General features: G+C 32.8%; 22 protein-coding genes. 15 read left to right on the top strand and 7 right to left on the bottom strand.

Going from position 1 to position 21,080, the window contains the following annotated elements; translation table 11 throughout:
- The first annotated feature begins 87 nt into the window (after positions 1-87).
- On the top strand, positions 88-1,128 hold the full coding sequence (locus ACNQGB_RS07905) for an agmatine deiminase family protein (protein WP_417944202.1): 1,041 nt from the start codon (positions 88-90) through the stop codon (positions 1,126-1,128).
- 75 nt (positions 1,129-1,203) lie between these two features.
- Here the strand turns inward: ACNQGB_RS07905 and ACNQGB_RS07900 are convergent, their stop codons facing one another.
- A complete protein-coding gene (locus ACNQGB_RS07900) occupies positions 1,204-3,471 on the bottom strand; it encodes a M1 family metallopeptidase (protein WP_417944203.1) in 2,268 nt (755 codons plus the stop codon).
- A gap of 158 nt (positions 3,472-3,629) precedes the next feature.
- On the opposite strand from ACNQGB_RS07900, the gene ACNQGB_RS07895 reads away from it, so the two are divergent.
- From ACNQGB_RS07895 to ACNQGB_RS07885, 3 genes are all read left to right on the top strand, one after another.
- Entirely contained in the window at positions 3,630-4,481 is an 852-nt protein-coding gene (locus tag ACNQGB_RS07895; protein ID WP_417944204.1) for an aldose 1-epimerase family protein, read from the top strand.
- Positions 4,482-4,496: 15 nt separating this feature from the next.
- On the top strand, positions 4,497-5,045 hold the full coding sequence (locus tag ACNQGB_RS07890; protein WP_417944205.1) for a GNAT family N-acetyltransferase: 549 nt from the start codon (positions 4,497-4,499) through the stop codon (positions 5,043-5,045).
- Positions 5,046-5,191: 146 nt separating this feature from the next.
- Complete coding sequence (locus ACNQGB_RS07885) at positions 5,192-5,743, top strand: DUF3575 domain-containing protein (RefSeq protein ID WP_417944206.1); 552 nt, start codon at positions 5,192-5,194, stop codon at positions 5,741-5,743.
- A 2-nt stretch (positions 5,744-5,745) separates the two neighbouring features.
- On the opposite strand, the gene ACNQGB_RS07880 is transcribed toward ACNQGB_RS07885, so the two are convergent.
- Complete coding sequence (locus tag ACNQGB_RS07880; protein ID WP_417944207.1) at positions 5,746-5,976, bottom strand: VF530 family protein; 231 nt, start codon at positions 5,974-5,976, stop codon at positions 5,746-5,748.
- A gap of 50 nt (positions 5,977-6,026) precedes the next feature.
- On the opposite strand from ACNQGB_RS07880, the gene ACNQGB_RS07875 reads away from it, so the two are divergent.
- From ACNQGB_RS07875 to ACNQGB_RS07865, 3 genes are all read left to right on the top strand, one after another.
- The gene (locus ACNQGB_RS07875) at positions 6,027-6,512 is read left to right on the top strand and encodes a SixA phosphatase family protein (RefSeq protein WP_417944208.1); all 486 of its coding nucleotides are present in this window, start codon (positions 6,027-6,029) and stop codon (positions 6,510-6,512) included.
- A 38-nt stretch (positions 6,513-6,550) separates the two neighbouring features.
- On the top strand, positions 6,551-7,003 hold the full coding sequence (gene smpB / locus ACNQGB_RS07870) for an SsrA-binding protein SmpB (RefSeq protein WP_309760254.1): 453 nt from the start codon (positions 6,551-6,553) through the stop codon (positions 7,001-7,003).
- An 81-nt stretch (positions 7,004-7,084) separates the two neighbouring features.
- Positions 7,085-8,134 carry a Fic family protein gene (locus ACNQGB_RS07865; protein WP_417944209.1) on the top strand — a complete coding sequence of 350 codons (1,050 nt, stop codon included), beginning with the start codon at positions 7,085-7,087 and terminating at the stop codon, positions 8,132-8,134.
- 49 nt (positions 8,135-8,183) lie between these two features.
- On the opposite strand, the gene ACNQGB_RS07860 is transcribed toward ACNQGB_RS07865, so the two are convergent.
- A complete protein-coding gene (locus tag ACNQGB_RS07860) occupies positions 8,184-8,825 on the bottom strand; it encodes a protein-L-isoaspartate(D-aspartate) O-methyltransferase (protein ID WP_309759002.1) in 642 nt (213 codons plus the stop codon).
- Positions 8,826-8,969: 144 nt separating this feature from the next.
- Between ACNQGB_RS07860 and ACNQGB_RS07855 the strand changes: the two genes are divergently transcribed.
- From ACNQGB_RS07855 to ACNQGB_RS07820, 8 genes are all read left to right on the top strand, one after another.
- Positions 8,970-9,935, top strand: a complete 966-nt coding sequence (locus ACNQGB_RS07855) for a Gfo/Idh/MocA family oxidoreductase (RefSeq protein ID WP_417947119.1) — start codon at positions 8,970-8,972, stop codon at positions 9,933-9,935.
- A gap of 44 nt (positions 9,936-9,979) precedes the next feature.
- Positions 9,980-10,867 (top strand): 3-hydroxyacyl-CoA dehydrogenase family protein, encoded by an 888-nt coding sequence (locus tag ACNQGB_RS07850; RefSeq protein ID WP_417947120.1) that lies wholly within the window; start codon positions 9,980-9,982, stop codon positions 10,865-10,867.
- Positions 10,868-10,949: 82 nt separating this feature from the next.
- Positions 10,950-12,170 carry a DUF1015 domain-containing protein gene (locus tag ACNQGB_RS07845; RefSeq protein ID WP_417947121.1) on the top strand — a complete coding sequence of 407 codons (1,221 nt, stop codon included), beginning with the start codon at positions 10,950-10,952 and terminating at the stop codon, positions 12,168-12,170.
- Between the two features lie 37 nt (positions 12,171-12,207).
- On the top strand, positions 12,208-12,867 hold the full coding sequence (locus ACNQGB_RS07840) for a YggS family pyridoxal phosphate-dependent enzyme (RefSeq protein WP_417947122.1): 660 nt from the start codon (positions 12,208-12,210) through the stop codon (positions 12,865-12,867).
- A gap of 42 nt (positions 12,868-12,909) precedes the next feature.
- Positions 12,910-13,278, top strand: a complete 369-nt coding sequence (locus ACNQGB_RS07835; protein ID WP_417947124.1) for a four helix bundle protein — start codon at positions 12,910-12,912, stop codon at positions 13,276-13,278.
- 90 nt (positions 13,279-13,368) lie between these two features.
- Entirely contained in the window at positions 13,369-14,730 is a 1,362-nt protein-coding gene (locus tag ACNQGB_RS07830) for an exonuclease domain-containing protein (protein ID WP_417947126.1), read from the top strand.
- Between the two features lie 164 nt (positions 14,731-14,894).
- Positions 14,895-15,812 (top strand): tRNA (adenosine(37)-N6)-dimethylallyltransferase MiaA, encoded by a 918-nt coding sequence (gene miaA, locus ACNQGB_RS07825; protein ID WP_417947127.1) that lies wholly within the window; start codon positions 14,895-14,897, stop codon positions 15,810-15,812.
- 286 nt (positions 15,813-16,098) lie between these two features.
- Positions 16,099-16,839: an acyl-[acyl-carrier-protein] thioesterase gene (locus tag ACNQGB_RS07820; RefSeq protein WP_417947129.1), complete on the top strand. Its 741-nt coding sequence runs from the start codon at positions 16,099-16,101 to the stop codon at positions 16,837-16,839.
- A gap of 187 nt (positions 16,840-17,026) precedes the next feature.
- On the opposite strand, the gene ACNQGB_RS07815 is transcribed toward ACNQGB_RS07820, so the two are convergent.
- From ACNQGB_RS07815 to ACNQGB_RS07800, 4 genes are all read right to left on the bottom strand, one after another.
- A complete protein-coding gene (locus tag ACNQGB_RS07815) occupies positions 17,027-17,743 on the bottom strand; it encodes a response regulator transcription factor (protein ID WP_309759815.1) in 717 nt (238 codons plus the stop codon).
- 3 nt (positions 17,744-17,746) lie between these two features.
- Entirely contained in the window at positions 17,747-19,330 is a 1,584-nt protein-coding gene (locus ACNQGB_RS07810; RefSeq protein ID WP_417943293.1) for a sensor histidine kinase, read from the bottom strand.
- Between the two features lie 71 nt (positions 19,331-19,401).
- Positions 19,402-19,986 carry a dephospho-CoA kinase gene (gene coaE, locus ACNQGB_RS07805; protein WP_417943295.1) on the bottom strand — a complete coding sequence of 195 codons (585 nt, stop codon included), beginning with the start codon at positions 19,984-19,986 and terminating at the stop codon, positions 19,402-19,404.
- Between the two features lies 1 nt (position 19,987).
- Positions 19,988-20,989 carry a glycosyltransferase family 2 protein gene (locus tag ACNQGB_RS07800; protein WP_417943297.1) on the bottom strand — a complete coding sequence of 334 codons (1,002 nt, stop codon included), beginning with the start codon at positions 20,987-20,989 and terminating at the stop codon, positions 19,988-19,990.
- Positions 20,990-21,080 lie beyond the last annotated feature (91 nt).

The raw sequence follows: 21,080 nt of genomic DNA, 5'->3' as shown, positions 1-21,080 counted from the left end.
ATAGAATGTCTGAAATGAATGGTTGCCAACTATTTTAAAATCCTACTGAATGTTTATATTTGCAGTCTTTATAATTAGAAACGCTGTATGACTACAAATAATAGAAGATTTCCCGCTGAATGGGAAAAGCAACAAGGAATGTTACTGTGTTTTCCGCACAACGGTAAGGATTGGCCAGGAAAATACGAAGCGATTCAATGGGCTTTTGTAGAATTTATTAAAAAAGTAGCCACTTACGAGCAAGTATTTTTAGTAGTTGCCGATGAAAACCAAAAAGAAAAAGTAAATACGATGCTGGAAACAGCTCATGTTGCGCTACCAAATGTTTCTTACATCATTCATAAAACCAATAGAAGTTGGATGCGTGATTCGGGTCCGATTATTGTAAAAAACGGAACCGAAAGAGAAGCTTTGAACTTTAATTTTAATGGTTGGGCCAAATATAAAAACATTCAATTAGACAAATTTGTTCCTGCGAAAGTGGGCGAATTCTTAAATATTCCTTTGACGCAAGTTATGTACAAAGGAAAACCGGTAATTGTTGAAGGTGGTGCGATTGACACTAACGGTCGTGGAACTTTATTGACATCAGAAGAATGCTTGATGCATCCTAATATTCAAGTTCGGAATCCAAATTTTACCAAAGCAGATTATGAAGCGGTTTTCAAGGAATATCTTGGAATTACGAATGTGATTTGGTTGGGCGACGGAATTGAAGGAGACGATACGCACGGACATATTGATGATTTATGCCGATTTGTAAACGAAGATACGATTGTGACTATTGTAGAAACAGATCCAACGGATCATAACTACAAACCATTACAAGACAATTTAAAACGCTTGCAAAACGCCAAACTGGAAAATGGAAAATCACCGGTAATCGTGGTTTTACCGATGCCAAAACGTTTGGAATTTGACGGCTTGCGATTGCCAGCGAGTTATGCCAATTTCCTGATTTTGAACAATTGTGTTTTGGTTCCTACTTTTAACGACAGTAATGACCGAAAAGCGTTGAACATCCTTGCAGAATGTTTTCCGGATAGAGAAATAATCGGAATCAGCGCTATTGATTTAATTTGGGGATTTGGAACTTTGCATTGCTTAAGCCAACAAATTCCAGAATAGATTTAGAAAAAAAGTAAAAAAAAAGACTTGTAGAATAATTTTCTACAAGTCTTTTTTCATATCTATAATACCTGTTTATTTATCTCTTGTAAACGGTATTTTCTTTCCGTCAGGAACTAACATTTCAAACCCACTTAAACTTTCATTAAACTCAAAGGTAAGTCCAGCTTGTTTTGATTCAAATTTGTTTTTGCCAACTGATTCTGCTGAAAAACTTGGATAGCCTGTAATCAAAACATTTAATGCACCGTTTTTCTCTGAAAGCGTAATTTTAATCGGGGCCATAGCTGTTGAGAAGGTACCAAGATAACCATCTAAGATAACATCTTTTTCAATCGTGCCTTTGTCATCTTTCCACACGTTATTTGCTGTATTACTATCTGGTAAAACATGGTCTGGATCTAATGTAATACTTGCAATTTCCTCAGTCGAATTGTGCTTGAAAGACCACACTTTATTTTTTTGCCATACTTCTACAGGCAAAGTAACTCGAGTTATTTTACCACTTTTCGTTTTTACGTCTAAACTTACTGGCATAGCCATTTTTTCGAAATTTTCAATCGTAATTACTACGCCTTGTTTGGGATCATTTTTTACATATTTGATTCCATTAATACCTTGGTCTAAACGCCAGTTGTATTGAAACCAACCTCTCCAAAACCAACTCAAATCCTCACCTGCAACATTTTCTATTGTTCTAAAGAAATCGTCTGGTTGCGGATGTTTGTATGCCCAACGCTCAATGTAAGTTCTTAATGCTAAATCAAAACGCTCTTTTCCAAGAACTTGCTCTCTTAAAATAACCAATCCAGAACTTGGTTTCGAATACGCCAATAGACCAATATTTTTCTCCTTCATATTATCTGGAGAACTCATGATCGTTTCAAGATTTGGGCTCGTATATACTTCTGCTCTTTGCTGCATATCCGCTTTTGGTTCCTTATACTCACCATTATTAAAATCAAGTGAACTCAATGAATTTATAAACGTATTAAAACCTTCATCCATCCAAGCAAACAATCTTTCATTAGAACCCACGATCATAGGAAACCAAATGTGACCAAATTCATGATCTGTAACTCCCCATAAATCTGCTCCTTTAGACTCCCAACTACAAAAAACGATTCCAGGATATTCCATTCCGCCCTCGTTTCCAGCCACGTTAGTAGCTGCAGGATAAGGATATTCAAACCATCTTTTAGAATAATTTTCTATCGAAGCTTTAGTATATTCGGTAGAACGACCCCAAGCAGCGTTACCCGCACTTTCTACTGGATAAACCGAAATTGCTAATGATTTTTTACCACTTGGTAAATTAATTTTTGCAGCGTCTAAAATAAATGATGCAGAAGAAGACCATGAAAAATCACGAGAATTCTTGATTTTATAATTCCACGTTTTTGTAGTTGTAGGTGCATTTTTTGATGAAACGGCTACTTCTTCAGCAGTACGTATAAAAACCGTTTTGTCACTTAATTTGGCTTGAGCCAATCTGCCTTGTTCAACAGTTGAATAAACAGCTGTAGGATTTATTAATTCACCTGAACCCACCACTACATGATTAGCAGGCGCTGTAATACTTACATCAAAATCTCCATATTCTAAGTAAAATTCTGAAGCTCCTAAATATGGATTGGTATTCCAGCCTCTTACATCATCATACACGCACATACGCGGATACCATTGTGCAATAGTAAATATTTTACCGTTTTTAGTTTCTAAAACACCCATTCTATCTGAACCTTCATAAGGAGCTATAAACGAAAAGTCAATTTTAATTTTTACCAAACCGCCTTTTGCATTTAATCCTTGCGGAAGAAAAACCTGCATTCTGGTATCTGTTATTAGGTACTTGGCATCGACTTCGGTAGATTTTCCGTTTGCGGTGGCAATTACTTTTACTGATTTAATTTTGTGACCGCCATCAAAAACTTGACCTCTTGCCCCATTTCGACTTCCAGTTAAAGGGACTAAAGCGTTTCCACGAGAATCTGCACTAAATAAATTTTGATCTAAATTCATCCAAACAAAAGCCATTTTATCAGGACTATTATTGGTGTATGTAATAATTCCTGTTCCAGAAATTTCGTTGTTTTTTTCATCTAGTTTAGCCGTCAATTGATAATCAGCTCTGTTTTGCCAATATTCGGCACCCGGCTGACCACTTGCTGAACGAGTACTTGTTCCATTTTTAGAATAAAAATGTGGAGCAAAAGCATCGTGATAATCATACTTTGAAACTGCAGTATTAGCAGAATTTGTTGGGGTTTGTTGCGCCCAAACAGACGCAACTCCGAATAATAAAGTCAAATGTAATAAGACTCCGAAGCGAATATTTTTCATTTTTATAAAATTTATATCACAAATAAATGAAAAAAAAGAGGATTTTGAGCTATTTTAAAAATAGATTTTAATCAAAACAATAAAATCTTGGTGCGGTAGAATCAGAATTAAAAATTATAAAATATATTTACAATAAAATTTAACTTCAAATACCTCTTGTGATAACTACACTGAAAAACAATACGCTTACCGCGCAAATTCAACATTTAGGAGCTGAATTGATTTCATTAAAATCGAGTCAAGGGAAAGAATACATTTGGGAGGGAAATCCTGAATTTTGGGGAAAACATTCTCCAGTTTTATTTCCAATTGTTGGCTCTCTAAAAAACAATACTTTTCATCATAATGAAAAAAACTACGAATTGTCTAGGCATGGATTTGCTAGGGAAATGGAATTTAAGTTAATTGATTCGACAGAAAATAGCGCAACTTTCTCTATTCAATCTTCTGAAGAAACATTAAAAGTATATCCTTTTGAATTTGAATTACAGCTGATTTATACATTAGAGGAAAATAATTTATCCATTGTATATAAAGTAAATAACAAAGGGAAATCTACGATGCCGTTTTCTATTGGAGCACATCCCGCTTTTGCTTTACCACACAAATTTGAAAGCTATGCTATTGCTTTCGACACAGAAGAGTCATTAGAATATTACCTTTTGGAGAATGATTTAATTTCAAATAAAACGAAAAAATTAGAAGTTCAGAATAAACAAATTCCGTTGAATTATGAATTATTCGCAAATGATGCTTTGATTTTCAAAACATTAAAATCAAAATCCTTGACGATTTTAGAAAATGAGGATCCAATTTTAAGAGTACATTTTGAGAACTTTCCAAATTTAGGAATTTGGACCAAAAAGAACGCGCCTTTTATTTGTATTGAACCTTGGTTTGGCTACTCTGACACGAATGCAAATTCTGGAAATTTGTTTGAAAAAGAAGGTATTAAAGTTTTAGAATCCAATGGAACTTTCCATTCAAAATTCAGTATTGAAATCCTTTAATTAAAAAATGTAAATATGTTAACTCTCAATTTTAATCCTTTTCCCAATTTAGAAACCGAACGCCTGCTTTTAAGAAGAGTAGATTCTAATGACATAAAGGAGATTTTCGCCTTGCGATCCAATCCAGAAACGATGAAGTACATACCAAGACCCTTGGTAATAACGGATGAAGATGCTTTAGCACATATTGCCATGATAGATGGAAAAATTGACAGTAATGAAGGAATTAATTGGGCGATCACGTTGAGAAATAATGCAAAATTAATTGGGATAATTGGTCATTATATGATCAAACCAGAACACTATCGTGCAGAAATTGGATATATGTTACTCCCAGAATACCATGGAAAAGGAATTGTATCTGAAGCAGTGAAAGAAGTGGTTAAATATGGCTTTGAAGTGATGAAATTACATTCTATTGAGGCTGTACTTGACCCAGAAAATTACGGATCTGCAAAGGTTTTAGAAAAAAATGGCTTTGTGAAAGAAGCGCATTTAAAAGAAAATGGATTTTTTGAAGGACGGTTTTTAGACACTGTAATTTATTCTATTCTAAATAAATAGTTTCCACAGTAGCATCTATTTAAAATCTTAACATACGTTAAAACATACACGAAGCACAAAAACTTAAAACTAAACAAAATATTAAGTGCTACATTTGCGTTTCTTTTTAAACTCAGTAAAACATAAAAAGTACGATTTTACAACCTATGAAAAAATTATTCATCCTTTCTTTTGCTCTAAGCTCTATGCTATTGACTGCACAAACCTACATAAAAGCAAATGCTTTTACAACAATTTTGACGCTACCCAATATAGGTATCGAAACGAGCATTGGAGAAAAATCGACGTTACAAGTTGATGTGCTAGCGTCATTTTGGAAATCAGTAAACGGTAAACCTCGGGAATTTTACACGTTCACGCCTGAATATCGATACCATTTCAAAGAAAAGCACAATGGTTTTTATGCAGGTGCGCACATTGGGGCAAGTATTTATAATTTTCAAAAATGGAATTATCTAAATACAGATCTTTATGAAAAGGGATTTGGCTACTTTATTGGGTCAACAATTGGCTACCAGGTAAAACTTAATGACAAATTCATGTTGGATTGTTTTCTAGGAGGTGGCTGGCATCAAGGATACTATAAAGGTTATTTTATAAGTACAGGAGAGCGTTATGAAACTGTGACGAACTATAATAAAAGTGGCGAATGGTTGCCTTATCGTGGAGGTGTAATGGTCTCTTATAAATTAAATTAAATTTATTGAACGAACTTCGATGCTGATTTAAGGTATAACTCCTCAACTTGTTTTCGAGCCCAATCTGTTTTTCTAAGAAATGTTAAGCAGGATTTTATACTCGGATTAATAGTGAAACATTTAATTTTAATGAGTTCCCCTAAAGTATCAAACCCATAATGTGCTACTAATTGTTCTACTATTTTTTGAAGTGTAATACCGTGTAGCGGATCTTTTGATTTTAAATTTTCCATTTTGTAAAGGTATAAAATCAGTAAATACTAATTTTTTTAAATTCATTTTTATGAAAAAACTACTTTTGATATTCGCTTTTTTTGTTTTCCAATTAAGTTTTGGACAACAAAAAGCTACTACCTATTACTTCATTCGACATGCTGAAAAAGTAGATAATTCTCAAAATCCAGACTTGTCCGAAAAAGGTTTAGAAAGAGCCAAACTTTGGAACGAGATATTTGCTGAAATTAATTTTGATCAAATATATGCTACTGATTATAATAGAACAGTTCAAACTGCTCGTGAGACTGCGGCTGCAAAAAAAATAGAAATCAAACTTTACAACCCTAAAAACATCATTAAAAATGAATTCCTTAAAGAAACTTTGGGCAAAACAATTCTTGTTGTAGGACACAGTAATACTACTCCAAATTTTGTCAATCAAATAATCAACCAAAATATATACGCAGATATTGCTGATGGTACTTTTGGAAATCTTTATATTGTGACCATTGTAGGAGACGTTATTACGCACCAACTCTTGAAATTGCCTTAAACCGTTGCTAAATCTTTAATTTTTGTTACCTTTGCGGTATGCTAAAAACTGTAAACATATTCAACAAGAGAGCTAAATTCGACTATGAAATAATAGAAACATTTAATGCTGGAATTGTTTTAGCAGGTACCGAAATAAAATCTATTCGGTTGGGAAAAGCAAATATTACAGAGAGCTTTTGTGAATTTAGTAATAGTGAACTTTTTGCAATAAATACATACATAGAAGAATATACTTTTGGAAACCAATTCAATCACAAAGCAAGAAGCGAACGCAAATTGCTTTTGAAAAAAAAGGAATTGAAAGGGCTACTAAAAAGTGTTCAAGCCAAAGGTCTTACAATAGTTCCTTTGAAATTGTTTACCAATGAAAAAGGATTGGCAAAACTACAAATTGGACTTTGCAAAGGAAAGAAAACCTACGACAAACGCGAATCCCTAAAAGAACAAGACACAAAACGTGATCTAGACCGAATCAAAAAATCATTTTAAATTGAAAAAAGAATGAATTAAATTTTTTTATTTGTCAAAAAAATGACTAAATTTGTCAAGACAATTTAAAACATATTTAAAATGAAAACACTTCTCAAAAATGCAAGAGCACAAAAAGGACTCAAAACCAGAGAAGTGGCGCAACTTTTAGGAATTGACCAAGCTTTAATAAGCAAGTTTGAAAGTGGCACTAGAAAACCCACTCGAGAACAAGTGGTCAAGCTCGCAACACTTCTTGATATTGACTTAGAAACGATCATGGTTGCTTGGCTGAAAGAAAAAATTCTTTACGAAATAGGTCAAGATGAGTTCGCACTAAAAGCATTATTAGTTGCGGAGCAGGAAATTAGATATCAAAGCAAACCCACAAAGAAAAAAGTATCTACTACACTTCAAAAAATTTTAGATGAAATAGATACTTTAAAGACACAACTAGATGGGTTTCGCCAGTTTGATAGCTACAGGATCGCACAAGCATTAGAGCTAGAATATACGTTTGAAAGTAATCGCATCGAGGGAAATACAATGACTTTGCGCGAAACAGATTTAGTTATCAATGAAGGTTTAACGATTTCCGGAAAAAGTATGCGGGAACATCTAGAAGTCATTAATCATCAAGAAGCAATTGCTTATATCAAGGATTTGATGCAAAAAAATAGTTCTATAAATGAACGCGAAGTACTGTCTATACACAATCTTATTTTGAGAGGCATTCAACCCGAAGATGCCGGGCGTTATAGAAAAGTTCAAGTAATGATACAAGGAAGCAGTCACATGCCACCCCAACCTTTTTTGGTAGCTAAGGAAATGGAAGATTTCTTTATTTGGTATGAAACTAATAAATCAACCCTACATCCCATAGTTTTGGCTGCCGAAATGCATGAACGTTTGGTTACTATTCATCCCTTTATTGATGGCAATGGTAGGACTTCGCGCTTAGTAATGAACTTGGTTTTATTGCAACATGGCTACATCATTGCCAATATCAAAGGAGATTATGAAAGTAGAATGCGCTATTATCAAACACTAGAAACTGCACAAACTAAAAACTATAAAGAAGATTTTTTACTATTCATCGCTCAAATAGAAAAAGAAAGTCTAGAACGCTATTTGAGTATTATTGGTCAATAAAATCCATCTTTAGCTGATTTCCCTTTGGAAGAATATTAAAGATGGAATTTTAGTTTTTATCTTCTAATAAAGGAACAAATCGAAATTCACCAAATTCATGTTTTTCAAATTGGGTTTCATTTTTTCGAATAAGTAAGGTCATTATTTGAACATCTTCTCCTAACGGAATTACAAGCCTACCTCCTATTTTTAATTGCGCCATCAACGGCTGAGGAATAAACGGCGCTCCTGCTGTAACTATAATACTATCAAATGGTGCATAACTTGGTAAGCCCTTGTAACCATCCCCAAAAGAAAGATGTTTAGGACGAATATTCAATTTTGGAAATAGTATTGAAGTTTGTTTGAACAATTCTTTCTGTCTTTCAATACTAAAAACCTTAGCACCTAATAAGCACAAAACGGCAGTTTGATATCCTGAACCGGTTCCGATTTCTAAAACTTTATGCTCTTTTTTTACCTCTAATAATTGAGATTGAAAAGCAACTGTATAAGGTTGCGAAATTGTTTGGCCTGCTCCAATTGGAAAAGCTTTGTCTTGATAGGCGTAATCTTCAAAACTGGAATTCAAAAATAAATGTCTTGGGATTTTTTTTATAGCATCCAAAACATTTTTATCGACAATCCCTTTTTGCTCTAAAACGCTTACTAATTGATTGCGAAGTCCTTGATGCTTGGCTGTATCTTTCAAAATTTACTATTTTATTTTGGTAAAAATAGCAAAGAATTTCTGATTTCAAATGTTAGATTTTAAAATTAAATTTAACGGAATAATTGTCTCATATCGATAATAGATTAATCATTTTATTGCTATTTTTGTAAAAATTACATCGTTATGCTGAAAATTGGAGTATTAGGTGCTGGTCATCTAGGAAAAATACATTTGCGTTTATTACAACAATCTGATCAATACGAATTGGTTGGTTTTTATGATCCCAATCAAGAAAATGCAGAAAAGGTTTCGAAAGAATTTGGATACAAACATTTTAGTACCATCGCCACTCTTATTCACGCAGTAGATGTAATTGATATTGTAACTCCAACGCTTTCTCATTATAAATGTGCAAAAGTTGCAATTAAATCGGGTAAACACGTTTTTATTGAAAAACCCATTTCAAATACCGTTGAAGAAGCTGAAGAAATTATCGCTCTAGCCAATGAATACAATGTAAAAGGACAAGTAGGTCATGTGGAGCGTTTCAATCCAGCATTTATCGCTACAAAAAACATGATTGAAAACCCAATGTTTATTGAAGCACACCGTCTGGCTGAATTTAATCCTCGTGGTACCGATGTTCCTGTAGTTTTAGATTTGATGATTCATGATATTGATGCTATTTTGAGTGTTGTTAAGTCTAAAGTAAAAAATATTAGTGCCAGTGGCGTTTCGGTAATTAGTGACACACCAGATATTGCAAATGCTAGAATAGAATTCGAAAATGGTTGCGTAGCTAATTTAACAGCAAGCCGAATTTCGATGAAAAACATGCGTAAATCACGTTTTTTCCAAAAAGACGCATACATTTCAGTGGATTTCTTGGAAAAGAAATGTGAAGTGGTAAAAATGAAAGATGCTCCGGAAGTTCCAGGCGATTTTGATATGATTTTACAAAATGCCGAAGGTGTAAAAAAACAAATTTACTTCTCGAATCCAGATGTAGAACAAAACAATGCCATTCTGGATGAACTAGAATCGTTTGCCGATGCTATCAATACTAACTCAACTCCAGTGGTTACTTTAGATCAAGCAACTGAAGCATTACGAGTTGCCTATCAAATTATTGATTGTTTTAAGAGATAATCTTTCAATCTTAAACTTTAAAATATTTAAATCCAAAATAAATAATGAAAACAATAGCCGTAATCGGAGCAGGAACAATGGGTAATGGAATTGCTCATACCTTTGCTCAAAGTGGTTTTACCGTAAAATTAATAGATGTTTCTGAGCAATCTTTAGATAAAGGAATGGCTACTATTGCCGCAAATTTAGATCGAATGATCGCAAAGGGAACGATCACCGAAGAAGATAAAGCCAAAACAATAACTAACATAATAACCTATACCGATATAAAAGATGGTGTTGTAGGTGTCGATTTAGTGGTTGAAGCAGCTACTGAAAACGTAGAATTAAAGCTAAATATTTTCAAGCAATTGAATGATGCTTGTTCTCACGATACCATTTTAGCAACCAATACGTCTTCCATTTCCATTACTCAAATTGGAGCGGTTGTGACACATCCAGAACGCGTTATCGGAATGCATTTTATGAATCCAGTGCCAATTATGAAACTGGTAGAAATCATTCGTGGGTACAATACTAGTGCTGAAGTGACAAAAACCATCATGACACTCTCAGAGAAACTGGGAAAAACACCTGTTGAAGTAAATGATTATCCTGGTTTTGTTGCTAATAGAATTTTGATGCCGATGATTAATGAAGCAATCGAAACATTATACAACAAAGTAGCTGGAGTTTATGAAATTGATACCGTAATGAAATTAGGAATGGGTCAGCCTATGGGGCCATTACAATTAGCTGATTTTATTGGGCTTGATGTGTGTCTGGCTATTTTAAATGTGATGTATGATGGGTTTAAAAATCCAAAATATGCCCCTTGCCCATTATTAGTAAATATGGTTCGAGCAGGAAAAATGGGAGTTAAATCTGGCGAAGGTTTCTATGATTATTCTGAAAGTAAAAAAGCCGAGAAGATTTCTAAACAATTTATATAGTCTCAATGTTTAAAAGTCGAAAGTCTTAAAGTCCGTTTCTTTAGACATTCGACTTTAGGACTTTAAGACTTCAGACATAATTATGGCTAAAATAGTTCCTTTTAAAGCAGTGAGACCTACGCGTGACAAAGTTTGTCTCGTAACGTGTCGATCTTATGAAGAATACGTAAATGCAGAGCTTGCAGCGCAATTGGATTTTAATCCGCTGTCTTTTTTACACATTCTAAAACCCGCGTACACCAATCAAGAAAGCGTATCTTTTGAGAAACGATACCGACAGGTACATCAAAAATATGAAGATTTCAAAAATGAGGTCGTTTTGGTAAAAGATAAAAAACCAGCCTTATACATTCATAAAATTGTGACCAAAACACAATCATTTACAGGGATTATTGCCGGAACAAGTGTAGCTGATTATTGCAACAATATCATCAAAAAACACGAAGATATTATCGCATTCCGTGTTCGATTACTCAAAGACTACATGAAATATTCAAGGTTCAATACCGAACCTGTTTTGATGACGTATCCAGATAATAAAACCATTGAAAACTGGATTTATAATTGTACGCAGAAGTTAGCAGATTTTGAATTTTCGACGACAAAAAAGGAAATTCATTATTTATGGAAAATTGAAGATACTTTAGAAATAAATTGGCTTCAGAATATTTTCGAAAAAACGGAAAGTCTTTATATTGCTGATGGGCATCATCGAACTGAAGCTCTTAAATTGCTATCAGAAGAAAATAAGGGTGCTGAAAATCAAGCAACAAATCATATTCTTAGTTATTTAATTGCTGAGAATAATGTAAAAATATATGAATTCAATCGCTTGGTAAAAGACTTAAACGGACTATCAAAAGTGGATTTTTTATTAGCATTAGCAAAGGATTTCAATGTAAACAACAAATTACAGCAACCATTTCAGCCAACGGAAAAGCATCAATTTGGGATGTATCTTGATACTGAATTCTATAGTTTAGATTTAAAATCTAAAAATGAAAATTTTGATACTGCCTTAGACAGTTTAGACACTCAGATTCTTTATAAAAAAGTATTACTTCCTATTCTTGCAATCGAAGATTTACGTAACGATGAACGAATCGAGTATCTCTCTGGAAAGCAATCTGTGCAAGAAGTAAAAAATAAAATAGATCAAGGAGAATTTGAAATTGGTTTTATTATGTATCCTTCTAATATAAGTGAAATAAAAGCTTTAGCCGACGCTAATCTTATCATGCCGCCAAAAAGTACCTATATTGAACCTAAATTTAGAAGCGGATTAGTGGTTTACGAACTTTAAAAATAATGCTACGATTTAAAAAATAAAAAATTTAAAAATGTCAATAGCTCAAAATTTACTTAATATACTCGCCTCGATAAACGAATCGGTAACCTTAGTGGCCGTTTCTAAAACAAAACCAATTCCTGACTTAATGCAAGCTTATGAAGCCGGTCAACGCATTTTTGGAGAAAATAAAATTCAGGAAATGGCAGAGAAATGGGAAGCGATGCCTAAGGACATTCAATGGCACATGATAGGTCATGTTCAGACTAATAAAGTAAAATATATGGCTCCATTTGTACGCTTAATACATGGAGTCGAAAGTTTTAAATTACTACAAGAAATCAATAAACAAGCACTAAAAAACAACCGAGTAATAGACTGCTTACTGCAAATTTACATAGCCAAGGAAGATACTAAATTTGGACTTGATCAAGCTGAACTAGATGAAATACTAGCATCAAATGAATTTCAATTACTGAAAAACATTCGCGTGGTGGGTTTAATGGGAATGGCAACTTTTACAGACAATAACGACCAAATAAAGAGTGAATTCACCTATTTGAAATCAATTTTCGACAAAACAAAAAAACTGAAAATTGAAAATTGTCAAATAGAAATTATCTCCATGGGAATGTCAGGCGATTACCAATTAGCAATAGAGTGCGGTAGTACCATGGTTCGTATAGGAAGTAGTATCTTTGGAGGAAGATAAATTTCAATGGCAATGGCAATTTCAATAAAAAAATAAAAGCAAATGGAAGTTAACGAACCCAATTTTGATAAAATCTACAATTTTGAAGACCGTTTAGTTAGATTTGCAGGTGAATGCATTTTCTTTGTTAGAAAATTAGAAAAGTCTTATGAGATTGATTATTACAAAAATCAACTGATACGATCCTCTGGAAGTTCCTCCTTAAATTATGGAGAAGCTCAAGGAACGATAACAAATAAAGATTTTATTTTTAAAGTTTCTCTTTCCGTCAAGGAGCTCAAAGAGTCTAGAAATTCATTAAAAGTTCTAGATTATATAAAAGCAGGAGATTTAGAAGAAAGAAAGTGGCTTTTAACAGAAGTTGAAGAATTAATAGCTATCGCTTCAAAAATGATAAACAATAAAAAATAATTCAATTACAATTACAATACCAATATTCAATTTTTTAAAATTGACTTTTAAAATTGCTATTGCTATTGATTTTTGACATTGACATTGAAAATGTACGCAATACTAGACATAGAAACCACTGGAGGACAGTTCAACGAAGAGGGAATCACTGAAATCGCTATCTATAAATTTGATGGTCATGAAATAGTGGATCAATTCATTAGTTTGGTCAATCCTGAAATTCCAATTCAACCCTTTGTAGTCAAACTTACTGGCATCAACAATACCATGTTGCAGGGTGCTCCCAAGTTTTTTGAGGTTGCAAAACGCATCATCGAAATGACCAATGACTGTATTGTTGTGGCTCATAACGCTTCTTTTGATTACAGAATCCTACGAACAGAGTTCAGACGATTAGGATACGATTTTGAAGCACGAACGCTCTGCACCGTAGAATTATCAAAAAAATTATTGCCAGAACAGCCTTCTCATAGTTTAGGAAAACTAGTTCGCGCACTCGGTATCCCAATGGCAGATAGACATAGAGCCAGTGGAGACGCATTAGCAACAGTTAAATTGTTTAAAATTCTTTTAGAAAAAGATTTAGAGAAAGAGATCGTAAAGGATTTTATAAAGCTAGAAATTGAGAAAGGAATTACGCCAAAATTATTGGATATCGTGGCAAGCCTACCTGCAAAAACAGGAATCTATTACATCCACAACGAAAAAGGAAAATTGATTTATATTGGCAAAAGCCGAAACATAAAAAAGCGAATGAACCAGCATTTTACTGGGACAACTACAAAGTGCAAGAAAATACAAGATGAAGTATTTACAGTTACCTATGATGAAACAGGTAGTGAATTGATCGCCTTACTCAAAGAAAGTGAGGAAATAAAAATCAATAAACCAATTTATAACAGAGCACAACGAAAAAGTATTTTTCAACTCGCTTTATATGCCGAGAAAGATGAAAAGGGCTATCTTAACCTAAAATTACAGAAAGCAGACGGTCGAAAAAAAGAAATTACCTCTTTTACCTCGATCCAAGAAGGAAAAAATGCCCTGTTTAGAATAACGTCTCATTATCAATTATGTCAAAAATTGACCGGCTTGTATGTCACTAAAACCAACTGTTTTCAATATACTATAAAAGAATGTGATGGTGCCTGTATTGGAGCAGTATCCTCAGAAGAATACAACGCCAGAGTACAAAATTTCATCGATAAAAATAGTTTCGAAAACCAAAATATGCTGCTTATCGATAAGGGAAGAACCATCAGCGAACGATCAGTTGTTATGATCGAAAACGGCATCTATAAAGGATATGCCTTTTACGATTTAAATTACCAAATCAATAATGTAGAGATCCTCCGTAACATTATCATCCCAATGCAAAATAATCGTGACACAAAAAACATCATTCATGGTCATGTACGAAGAAACAAAACGCTGAAAATAATAAAATTTTAAAAGTCTAATTTAATTTGTAGCTATTCCAGCTGTTCGCTACAACTCCTCATTATTCCAGTTGTTTTTCTAGGGCATAAAAGGAACTTCCTTTGGTCGTTCTTTTAAACCCATAAAAACTAACTTACATAATTCCGGGGTTTTCGCTTCCATCTGGGCTAAAAAAAATGAAATACTTAATCACTATCATCGGACCAACAGCCATCGGGAAAACTTCCTTAAGTATCGTTTTGGCTAATTACTTCAAATGCGAAATCATTTCCTGCGACAGTAGACAGTTTTTCAAGGAAATGACAATTGGGACAGCAGTGCCAAGCAAATCAGAGCTTGAGACTGTAAAACACCATTTTATCCAGAACAAATCTATTTTTGAAAACTATACGGTAGGTGATTTCGAAAAAGAAGCAATTAAAAAACTAGACGAATTATTTTTAACAAATGATTACGCCATAGTAGTTGGTGGATCTGGTTTGTATGTAGACGCTATTTTAAAAGGTTTTGATGAATTTCCAGAAATAGACGCTTCAGTTCGCGCTACTATAAACACAAATTACGAAAAACTGGGCGTCGGATATTTACAACAAAATCTCGAAGTACTAGACCCTAATTATTATAAAACACTATCCATCGAAAATCCACAAACTTTGCAAAATCCGCAACGCATGATGCGTTTTGTAGAAGTATGCATAGGTTCAGGAAAACCATATTCTTCCTTTATAAATCAGAAACAAAACAGTCGCACCTTTACTCCTATTTTAATTGGTCTGGAAGCCGACAGAAAAATAATTTATAACCGAATCAATCAGCGCGTAGACCTCATGATAAATGACGGACTTCTAGCTGAAGCAAAAACGTTATTCCCAAATAAGGAGCTGAATGCTATGCAAACCGTGGGTTACAGAGAACTATTCAGTTATTTTAATAGAGAAATTTCATTAGAATTTGCTATCGAAGAAATAAAGAAAAACACCCGACGGTTTTCTAAACGCCAACTAACCTGGTTTAAAAGAAATGAAAATACAAAATGGTTTGATTTTGAAACGCCTTATGAAACTGTTGTTGCATACATTAATTCAAAAAAATAAAATATATCGTAAATAAGGAGACAAATAAACATGAAAGCTCTAAAACAAATAGTTAAAATTTTATTTTTAATTTTCACATTGTATCTGATAATTCCATACACATGGGCTTTGCAAATGAAAATTGAAGAACCAAATTTGAAAAATTTGGATACTAACAGCTTCATCTTTTTGGGGATAATTTTACTTGTGCTAATATCAATAAACATAAAACTATTTTTTCCCAATATAAAAATAAGTCCTAAAAACAGGAATACAAATTTATAATTTATAATTCATACTTCTCAACATGCCTATCTCTCCAAATTTCACCTCAATTTTAAGCAAAGACTGGGAAATCAACTTTACACAATGCACACCAAATGGCTATTTAAAATTCACAGATCTGTGTAATATTTTGCAGTTAACGGCTGCAGCACATTCAGAAGTAGGTGGCATCAGTTTTACAGACATGCAGGAATTCGACCAAGCATGGGTTTTGAGCAGAATGCGTGTTGAAATCTCTAAATTACCAAAATGGGGAGATACGGTAACCGTAAAAACATGGATCAACTCCTTAGAGAACTCGCGTTCCGTTCGGGCATTGGAAATGCATGTAAATGGGGAAAAAATTGTAGGTTCTGAAACTTTTTGGGCAGTTTTTAATACAAAAAAACGTCGGCCAGAAGGGTTGGCTTTACCGTATGAACATTTTGAATTATATCCTGAAAAAAGAGCGACACTAAATGGTTTTTCTAAAATAAACTTCAATAATGAGAAGGAAATCCTTTTTGAAAAAATTGTATTCCTATCTGACTTAGATATTGTAAACCATGTCAATAATGTCAAATACCTAGAATGGTGCTTGGATATGGTTGATGAAAATATAATATTGAATCAAAAAATTAAAAGTTTTGAAATGAACTTTTTAAAAGAATTATCCCTGCAGGACAAAGTGATAATTCATGAAAGTATTTCTAAAACTGAAACGGTTTTTAGCATTACAAAAGAGGATAAGACCTGTTTTGCTTTACAATTAAACTGGAGATAGCACAATTTCATTTGGAATTTTTCCGAAAATTTCTGCTATAAAATAAAATTACTTTATTCTACAAAGTCCTAGCCCTGATAGCAGTGAAAATCCTTTTTTCTCGTTTCTTTAACGAGAAAAAAGATTGAAACGAATAGCAGGAAATGGCTTCAAAAAAAAGCCTCAATTTCTTGAGGCTTGTATCTATTTATTGTGCTACTTTATTCTTAACTACTAATCTAAATCCTTCTCCGTGAATGTTTAAGATTTCAACATCTTCATCCAGTTTTAGATATTTTCTCAACTTTGCGATATAAACATCCATACTTCTAGAAGTAAAATAGTTGTCATCTCTCCAGATTTTTGTCAACGCTAATTCTCTTGGCATCAAATCATTTTCGTGAAGAATCAACATTTTCAATAATTCATTCTCTTTTGGAGATAATTTTATTGGTTCTTCAGTACTGAAAGTTAAAAAACGAAGTTTTGAATTCAAATGAAATTTACCAATATTAAATTCAAATTGCACTTGTTCCGCCTTTGTATCAGATGCTTTTCTTTGAATTATTGCTTTAATTTTCATAAGCAAAACTTCCGAGTCAAAAGGTTTGTTCAAGTAATCATCAGCACCAGCTTTATATCCTTTAAGCACATCTTCTTTCATCGATTTTGCTGTCAAAAATATAATTGGAACTTCATTATTTTTCTCTCTAATTTCTTTAGCTAAAGTATAACCGTCTTTATACGGCATCATTACATCCAGGATGCATAAGTCATACGTATCCTTTTTGAACTTTTCAAATCCTTCCATCCCATTCTTAGCCAAGGTTACATCAAAATCATTTAACATTAAATAATCTTTTAAAACCGCACCAAAATTTAAGTCATCTTCAACTAAAAGTATTTTTTTATTTACATTTTCCATATACTAATTTATTAATGGTAATTTTATTATGAAGGTACTTCCTTTTCCCTTTTCACTTTCTACATATACTTGACCATTATGGTCTTCAACAATTCGCTTCACGTAAGCTAGACCTAAACCGTGACCTTTTACATTATGAATATCTCCAGTATGCTCTCTATAAAATTTTTCAAAAATTCTTTTTTGAGCTATTTTACTCATTCCTACACCACTATCTTTTACTTTGATAATAACCATATCTTTGATATTCTCCGTGTAAATTTCAATTTCTGGCACATTAGGAGAATACTTGACAGCATTTTCCAAAATATTCACAATCACATTAGTAAAATGAACGTCATTAATTAATACTGTTGTTCTAATGGCTTTTAAATAGCAAGTTATCGTTCCTTGCCTATCTTCTAAAATCAAATTCACATGATCTATCGCATCCTCAATCGTTTCATGAATATTATTTGATTCTTTGGTAATATCTAACTCTTTTTTTTCTAATTTTGAAATTCGCAATACATTTTCTACTTGAGCATGCATGCGTTTATTTTCATCTTTAATCATCTGAAGATATCTTAAAACCTTCTCCTTATCATCTATTATTTTTGGATTCTTTATCGCATCCAAGGCTAAATTTATTGTTGCAATTGGCGTTTTAAATTCATGAGTCATATTATTGATAAAATCATTCTTGATTTCAGAAATCTGACGCTGACGAATTAATTGGTTTAATGCACTTGTATACGCAATCAAAATAATTAATGTAAAAACAATAGAAAGCACAGTAATACTAACAAGATCCGACAATAAAAATTTCTTTTTTAAAGGAAAAGTAACCAATAATTGGTATTTACTATTTCCTTCATTATCCGTAAAAATTGGAATGGTATACGTAGCATCTTTATCGTATTCAAAATCGCTAGACTTAATATTCGTTGCTAAATTGCCACTATAAATACCAAATTCAAATTTTGTTTCGATGCCATACTCTTCTAATTCTTTTTTAATTAATTTTTGCAAAACCTCAGTAGAAACACGTTCTTCCAAAGGCATTGCTGATAAAACATCCTTAGCCGAAATTTCAAAAAGAGCGTTATCCAAAATATCTAAATTTCCGGACTTCTCAATCCTAACGTCTGGTATCAAACTCTGATTAACACCAGATTTATCCAGATTATTATTGTTGTAAACTTCGGTTACCCGTTTGGAACTAAAATTTTTAAATTTTTCACTATCAAATTTTTTATTAAGAAACGTTGGCGAAATATTATAGTCTTCAGAAATAATACTGTTAGAGTATATTATTGTTTTATTAGTTCGTGAATTTTTTTGAACATAATAAAACTCTAAAATATCATCCTTTTTTGGAACTTTCCCCGTACTATCCTTGTAATGGTTTATTTTATCATAAAAATTATACGACTCTTGTTTCTGAAGTTTATCTGCCACATTACCAATGATTTGCGTAACATGGAACTTAAACTGCTCATCATTATTTTTGAAAGAAGTATTAAACCAATACACTTGAACAAGAATTATCCCTATTAGAGATAGACTCATTAAGACAACAAGTAATTTAAAAAAAAATTTATTCATTGAAACAAATTTAGTATTTTAACGATATATTAAATAATACATTAACCAAACATTAACACCTATGGTTGTTTTTATGTAATCTTTAATAATTTAAGAATTTTATCAACTTCTAATTCTGTAGATTCGATCGTAATATTTTGAATGATAAAATCACTTTTTGAAATGCGCTGTTCATCAGTCCACTGCGCCTTAATCCGTTTCAAAACAAGTTCTTTTGTAGTGTGATCTCGAGCAATTACGCGCTGTATCCTTGATTCTAAGGGAGCTGTGACAGTTATTATATAGTCACAATTTTTATAATTACCGCTTTCAAATAAAATAGCAGCTTCATAAATAATTATAGGATGATCTTGCTGTTTAGATAACCACTGCGAAAAATGTTTTCGAACTGCTGGATGTACTATACTGTTAAGATTTTCTAATTTTTCAGTACTATTAAATACAATTTTGGCTAATTCTTCTCTGTTCAATGTATCATGATCAAAAACACTAGTGCCAAAGACTTTTTTGATTTCGGCTATAATGGTTTGAGATTCCATAATTTTCCTAGCTTCATCATCAGCAATATAAACAGGCACACCATGTGATTTAAAATGATTTGCAATGGTCGTTTTCCCGCTTCCAATACCTCCAGTTAAACCTACTATTTTAGTCATATTACACTTTAAAAAATAATTCTGGAAATGCAACTTGTGGCTTCTGCTTCAAAATAATAATCTTGTAATACGATTTCATAAAACCTGTTCCATATCCGTAAAATTGTTTCCAAACCGCTATCAGCGATAAATATGCAATTTTAATACTTTTATTTTGGTACGCTGATGTTAAAAATAGCACCAAAAAGTAGACAAAATACAGTTGTAAGGGCAAATCAAAATTAAAAATAAGCATTACTAGAAAGGAACAAAAGAGTCCAATTATAAATACGGATGGAAAGAAAAAAGTAAGCTTATTGTGTTTTGGATACCAACTGTTAAGTATTGGCCTTGCTTTGCCAAATTTATTCACCTGAACAGAAAATTTATCCCAATCAATTCTTCGCTTGTGGTACACGTAGGCATCAGGAATGAGTCTGGTTTCAAAACCCAAATTCCACAATCGGATAGACAAATCAGGATCCTCGCCAGGATGAATATTTCCAAAACCATTTGAAGCTTCAAATGCTTTTCGAGACAACCCCATATTGAAACTTCTAGGTTGAAACTTATCAATTTTCTCAGAGCCACCGCGAATTCCGCCAGTAGTCAAGAAAGAAGTCATTGCAAAATTAATCGCTTTTTGAATATCTGAAAAACTGTCTAAAGCCCTATCTGGACCACCAAAACAATCTACAAAGTTTTTACTTAAAGCTGCATCAACTGCTGATAAATACTCTTTTGGAATAATACAATCTGAATCAAAGATGATAAAATAGTCACCTCTGGCTTTTTTCATTCCATAATTTCGAGAATCTCCAGGTCCTGAATTTTCCTTAAAATAATAGGAAATATCAAGTCTGTCTCCATATTTACTAGCAACATCCTTGGAGGCTAACGTAGATCCATCTTCTATTAAAACAATTTCAAAAATATCGGTATAAGTAGACTGGGACAAGCTCTCTAAAAGTTCATCCACTTCATCTGGACGATTGTACACTGGAATAATTAAGGAAAATAACATAACGTAGAAATGTGGTATTAAAGAAATTTTAAAGCTCAAAAAATTTTAACAAAGATAATCTTTATCCATAAAAAAACCATCAACAATTAAG

It is taken from the genome of Flavobacterium frigidum (assembly GCF_048286795.2).
The sequence above is the reverse complement of the archived record's forward strand: the minus strand, read 5'-3'. Positions and strand labels throughout refer to the sequence as shown.

Coding starts and splice junctions, on each gene's coding strand:
- ACNQGB_RS07905 (WP_417944202.1), top strand. CDS start 88: ATGACTACAAATAATAGAAGATTTCCCGCTGAATGGGAAAAGCAACAA.
- ACNQGB_RS07900 (WP_417944203.1), bottom strand. CDS start 3,471: ATGAAAAATATTCGCTTCGGAGTCTTATTACATTTGACTTTATTATTC.
- ACNQGB_RS07890 (WP_417944205.1), top strand. CDS start 4,497: ATGTTAACTCTCAATTTTAATCCTTTTCCCAATTTAGAAACCGAACGC.
- ACNQGB_RS07885 (WP_417944206.1), top strand. CDS start 5,192: ATGAAAAAATTATTCATCCTTTCTTTTGCTCTAAGCTCTATGCTATTG.
- ACNQGB_RS07880 (WP_417944207.1), bottom strand. CDS start 5,976: ATGGAAAATTTAAAATCAAAAGATCCGCTACACGGTATTACACTTCAA.
- ACNQGB_RS07875 (WP_417944208.1), top strand. CDS start 6,027: ATGAAAAAACTACTTTTGATATTCGCTTTTTTTGTTTTCCAATTAAGT.
- smpB (WP_309760254.1), top strand. CDS start 6,551: ATGCTAAAAACTGTAAACATATTCAACAAGAGAGCTAAATTCGACTAT.
- ACNQGB_RS07865 (WP_417944209.1), top strand. CDS start 7,085: ATGAAAACACTTCTCAAAAATGCAAGAGCACAAAAAGGACTCAAAACC.
- ACNQGB_RS07855 (WP_417947119.1), top strand. CDS start 8,970: ATGCTGAAAATTGGAGTATTAGGTGCTGGTCATCTAGGAAAAATACAT.
- ACNQGB_RS07850 (WP_417947120.1), top strand. CDS start 9,980: ATGAAAACAATAGCCGTAATCGGAGCAGGAACAATGGGTAATGGAATT.
- ACNQGB_RS07845 (WP_417947121.1), top strand. CDS start 10,950: ATGGCTAAAATAGTTCCTTTTAAAGCAGTGAGACCTACGCGTGACAAA.
- ACNQGB_RS07840 (WP_417947122.1), top strand. CDS start 12,208: ATGTCAATAGCTCAAAATTTACTTAATATACTCGCCTCGATAAACGAA.
- ACNQGB_RS07835 (WP_417947124.1), top strand. CDS start 12,910: ATGGAAGTTAACGAACCCAATTTTGATAAAATCTACAATTTTGAAGAC.
- ACNQGB_RS07830 (WP_417947126.1), top strand. CDS start 13,369: ATGTACGCAATACTAGACATAGAAACCACTGGAGGACAGTTCAACGAA.
- miaA (WP_417947127.1), top strand. CDS start 14,895: ATGAAATACTTAATCACTATCATCGGACCAACAGCCATCGGGAAAACT.
- ACNQGB_RS07820 (WP_417947129.1), top strand. CDS start 16,099: ATGCCTATCTCTCCAAATTTCACCTCAATTTTAAGCAAAGACTGGGAA.
- ACNQGB_RS07815 (WP_309759815.1), bottom strand. CDS start 17,743: ATGGAAAATGTAAATAAAAAAATACTTTTAGTTGAAGATGACTTAAAT.
- ACNQGB_RS07810 (WP_417943293.1), bottom strand. CDS start 19,330: ATGAATAAATTTTTTTTTAAATTACTTGTTGTCTTAATGAGTCTATCT.
- coaE (WP_417943295.1), bottom strand. CDS start 19,986: ATGACTAAAATAGTAGGTTTAACTGGAGGTATTGGAAGCGGGAAAACG.
- ACNQGB_RS07800 (WP_417943297.1), bottom strand. CDS start 20,989: ATGTTATTTTCCTTAATTATTCCAGTGTACAATCGTCCAGATGAAGTG.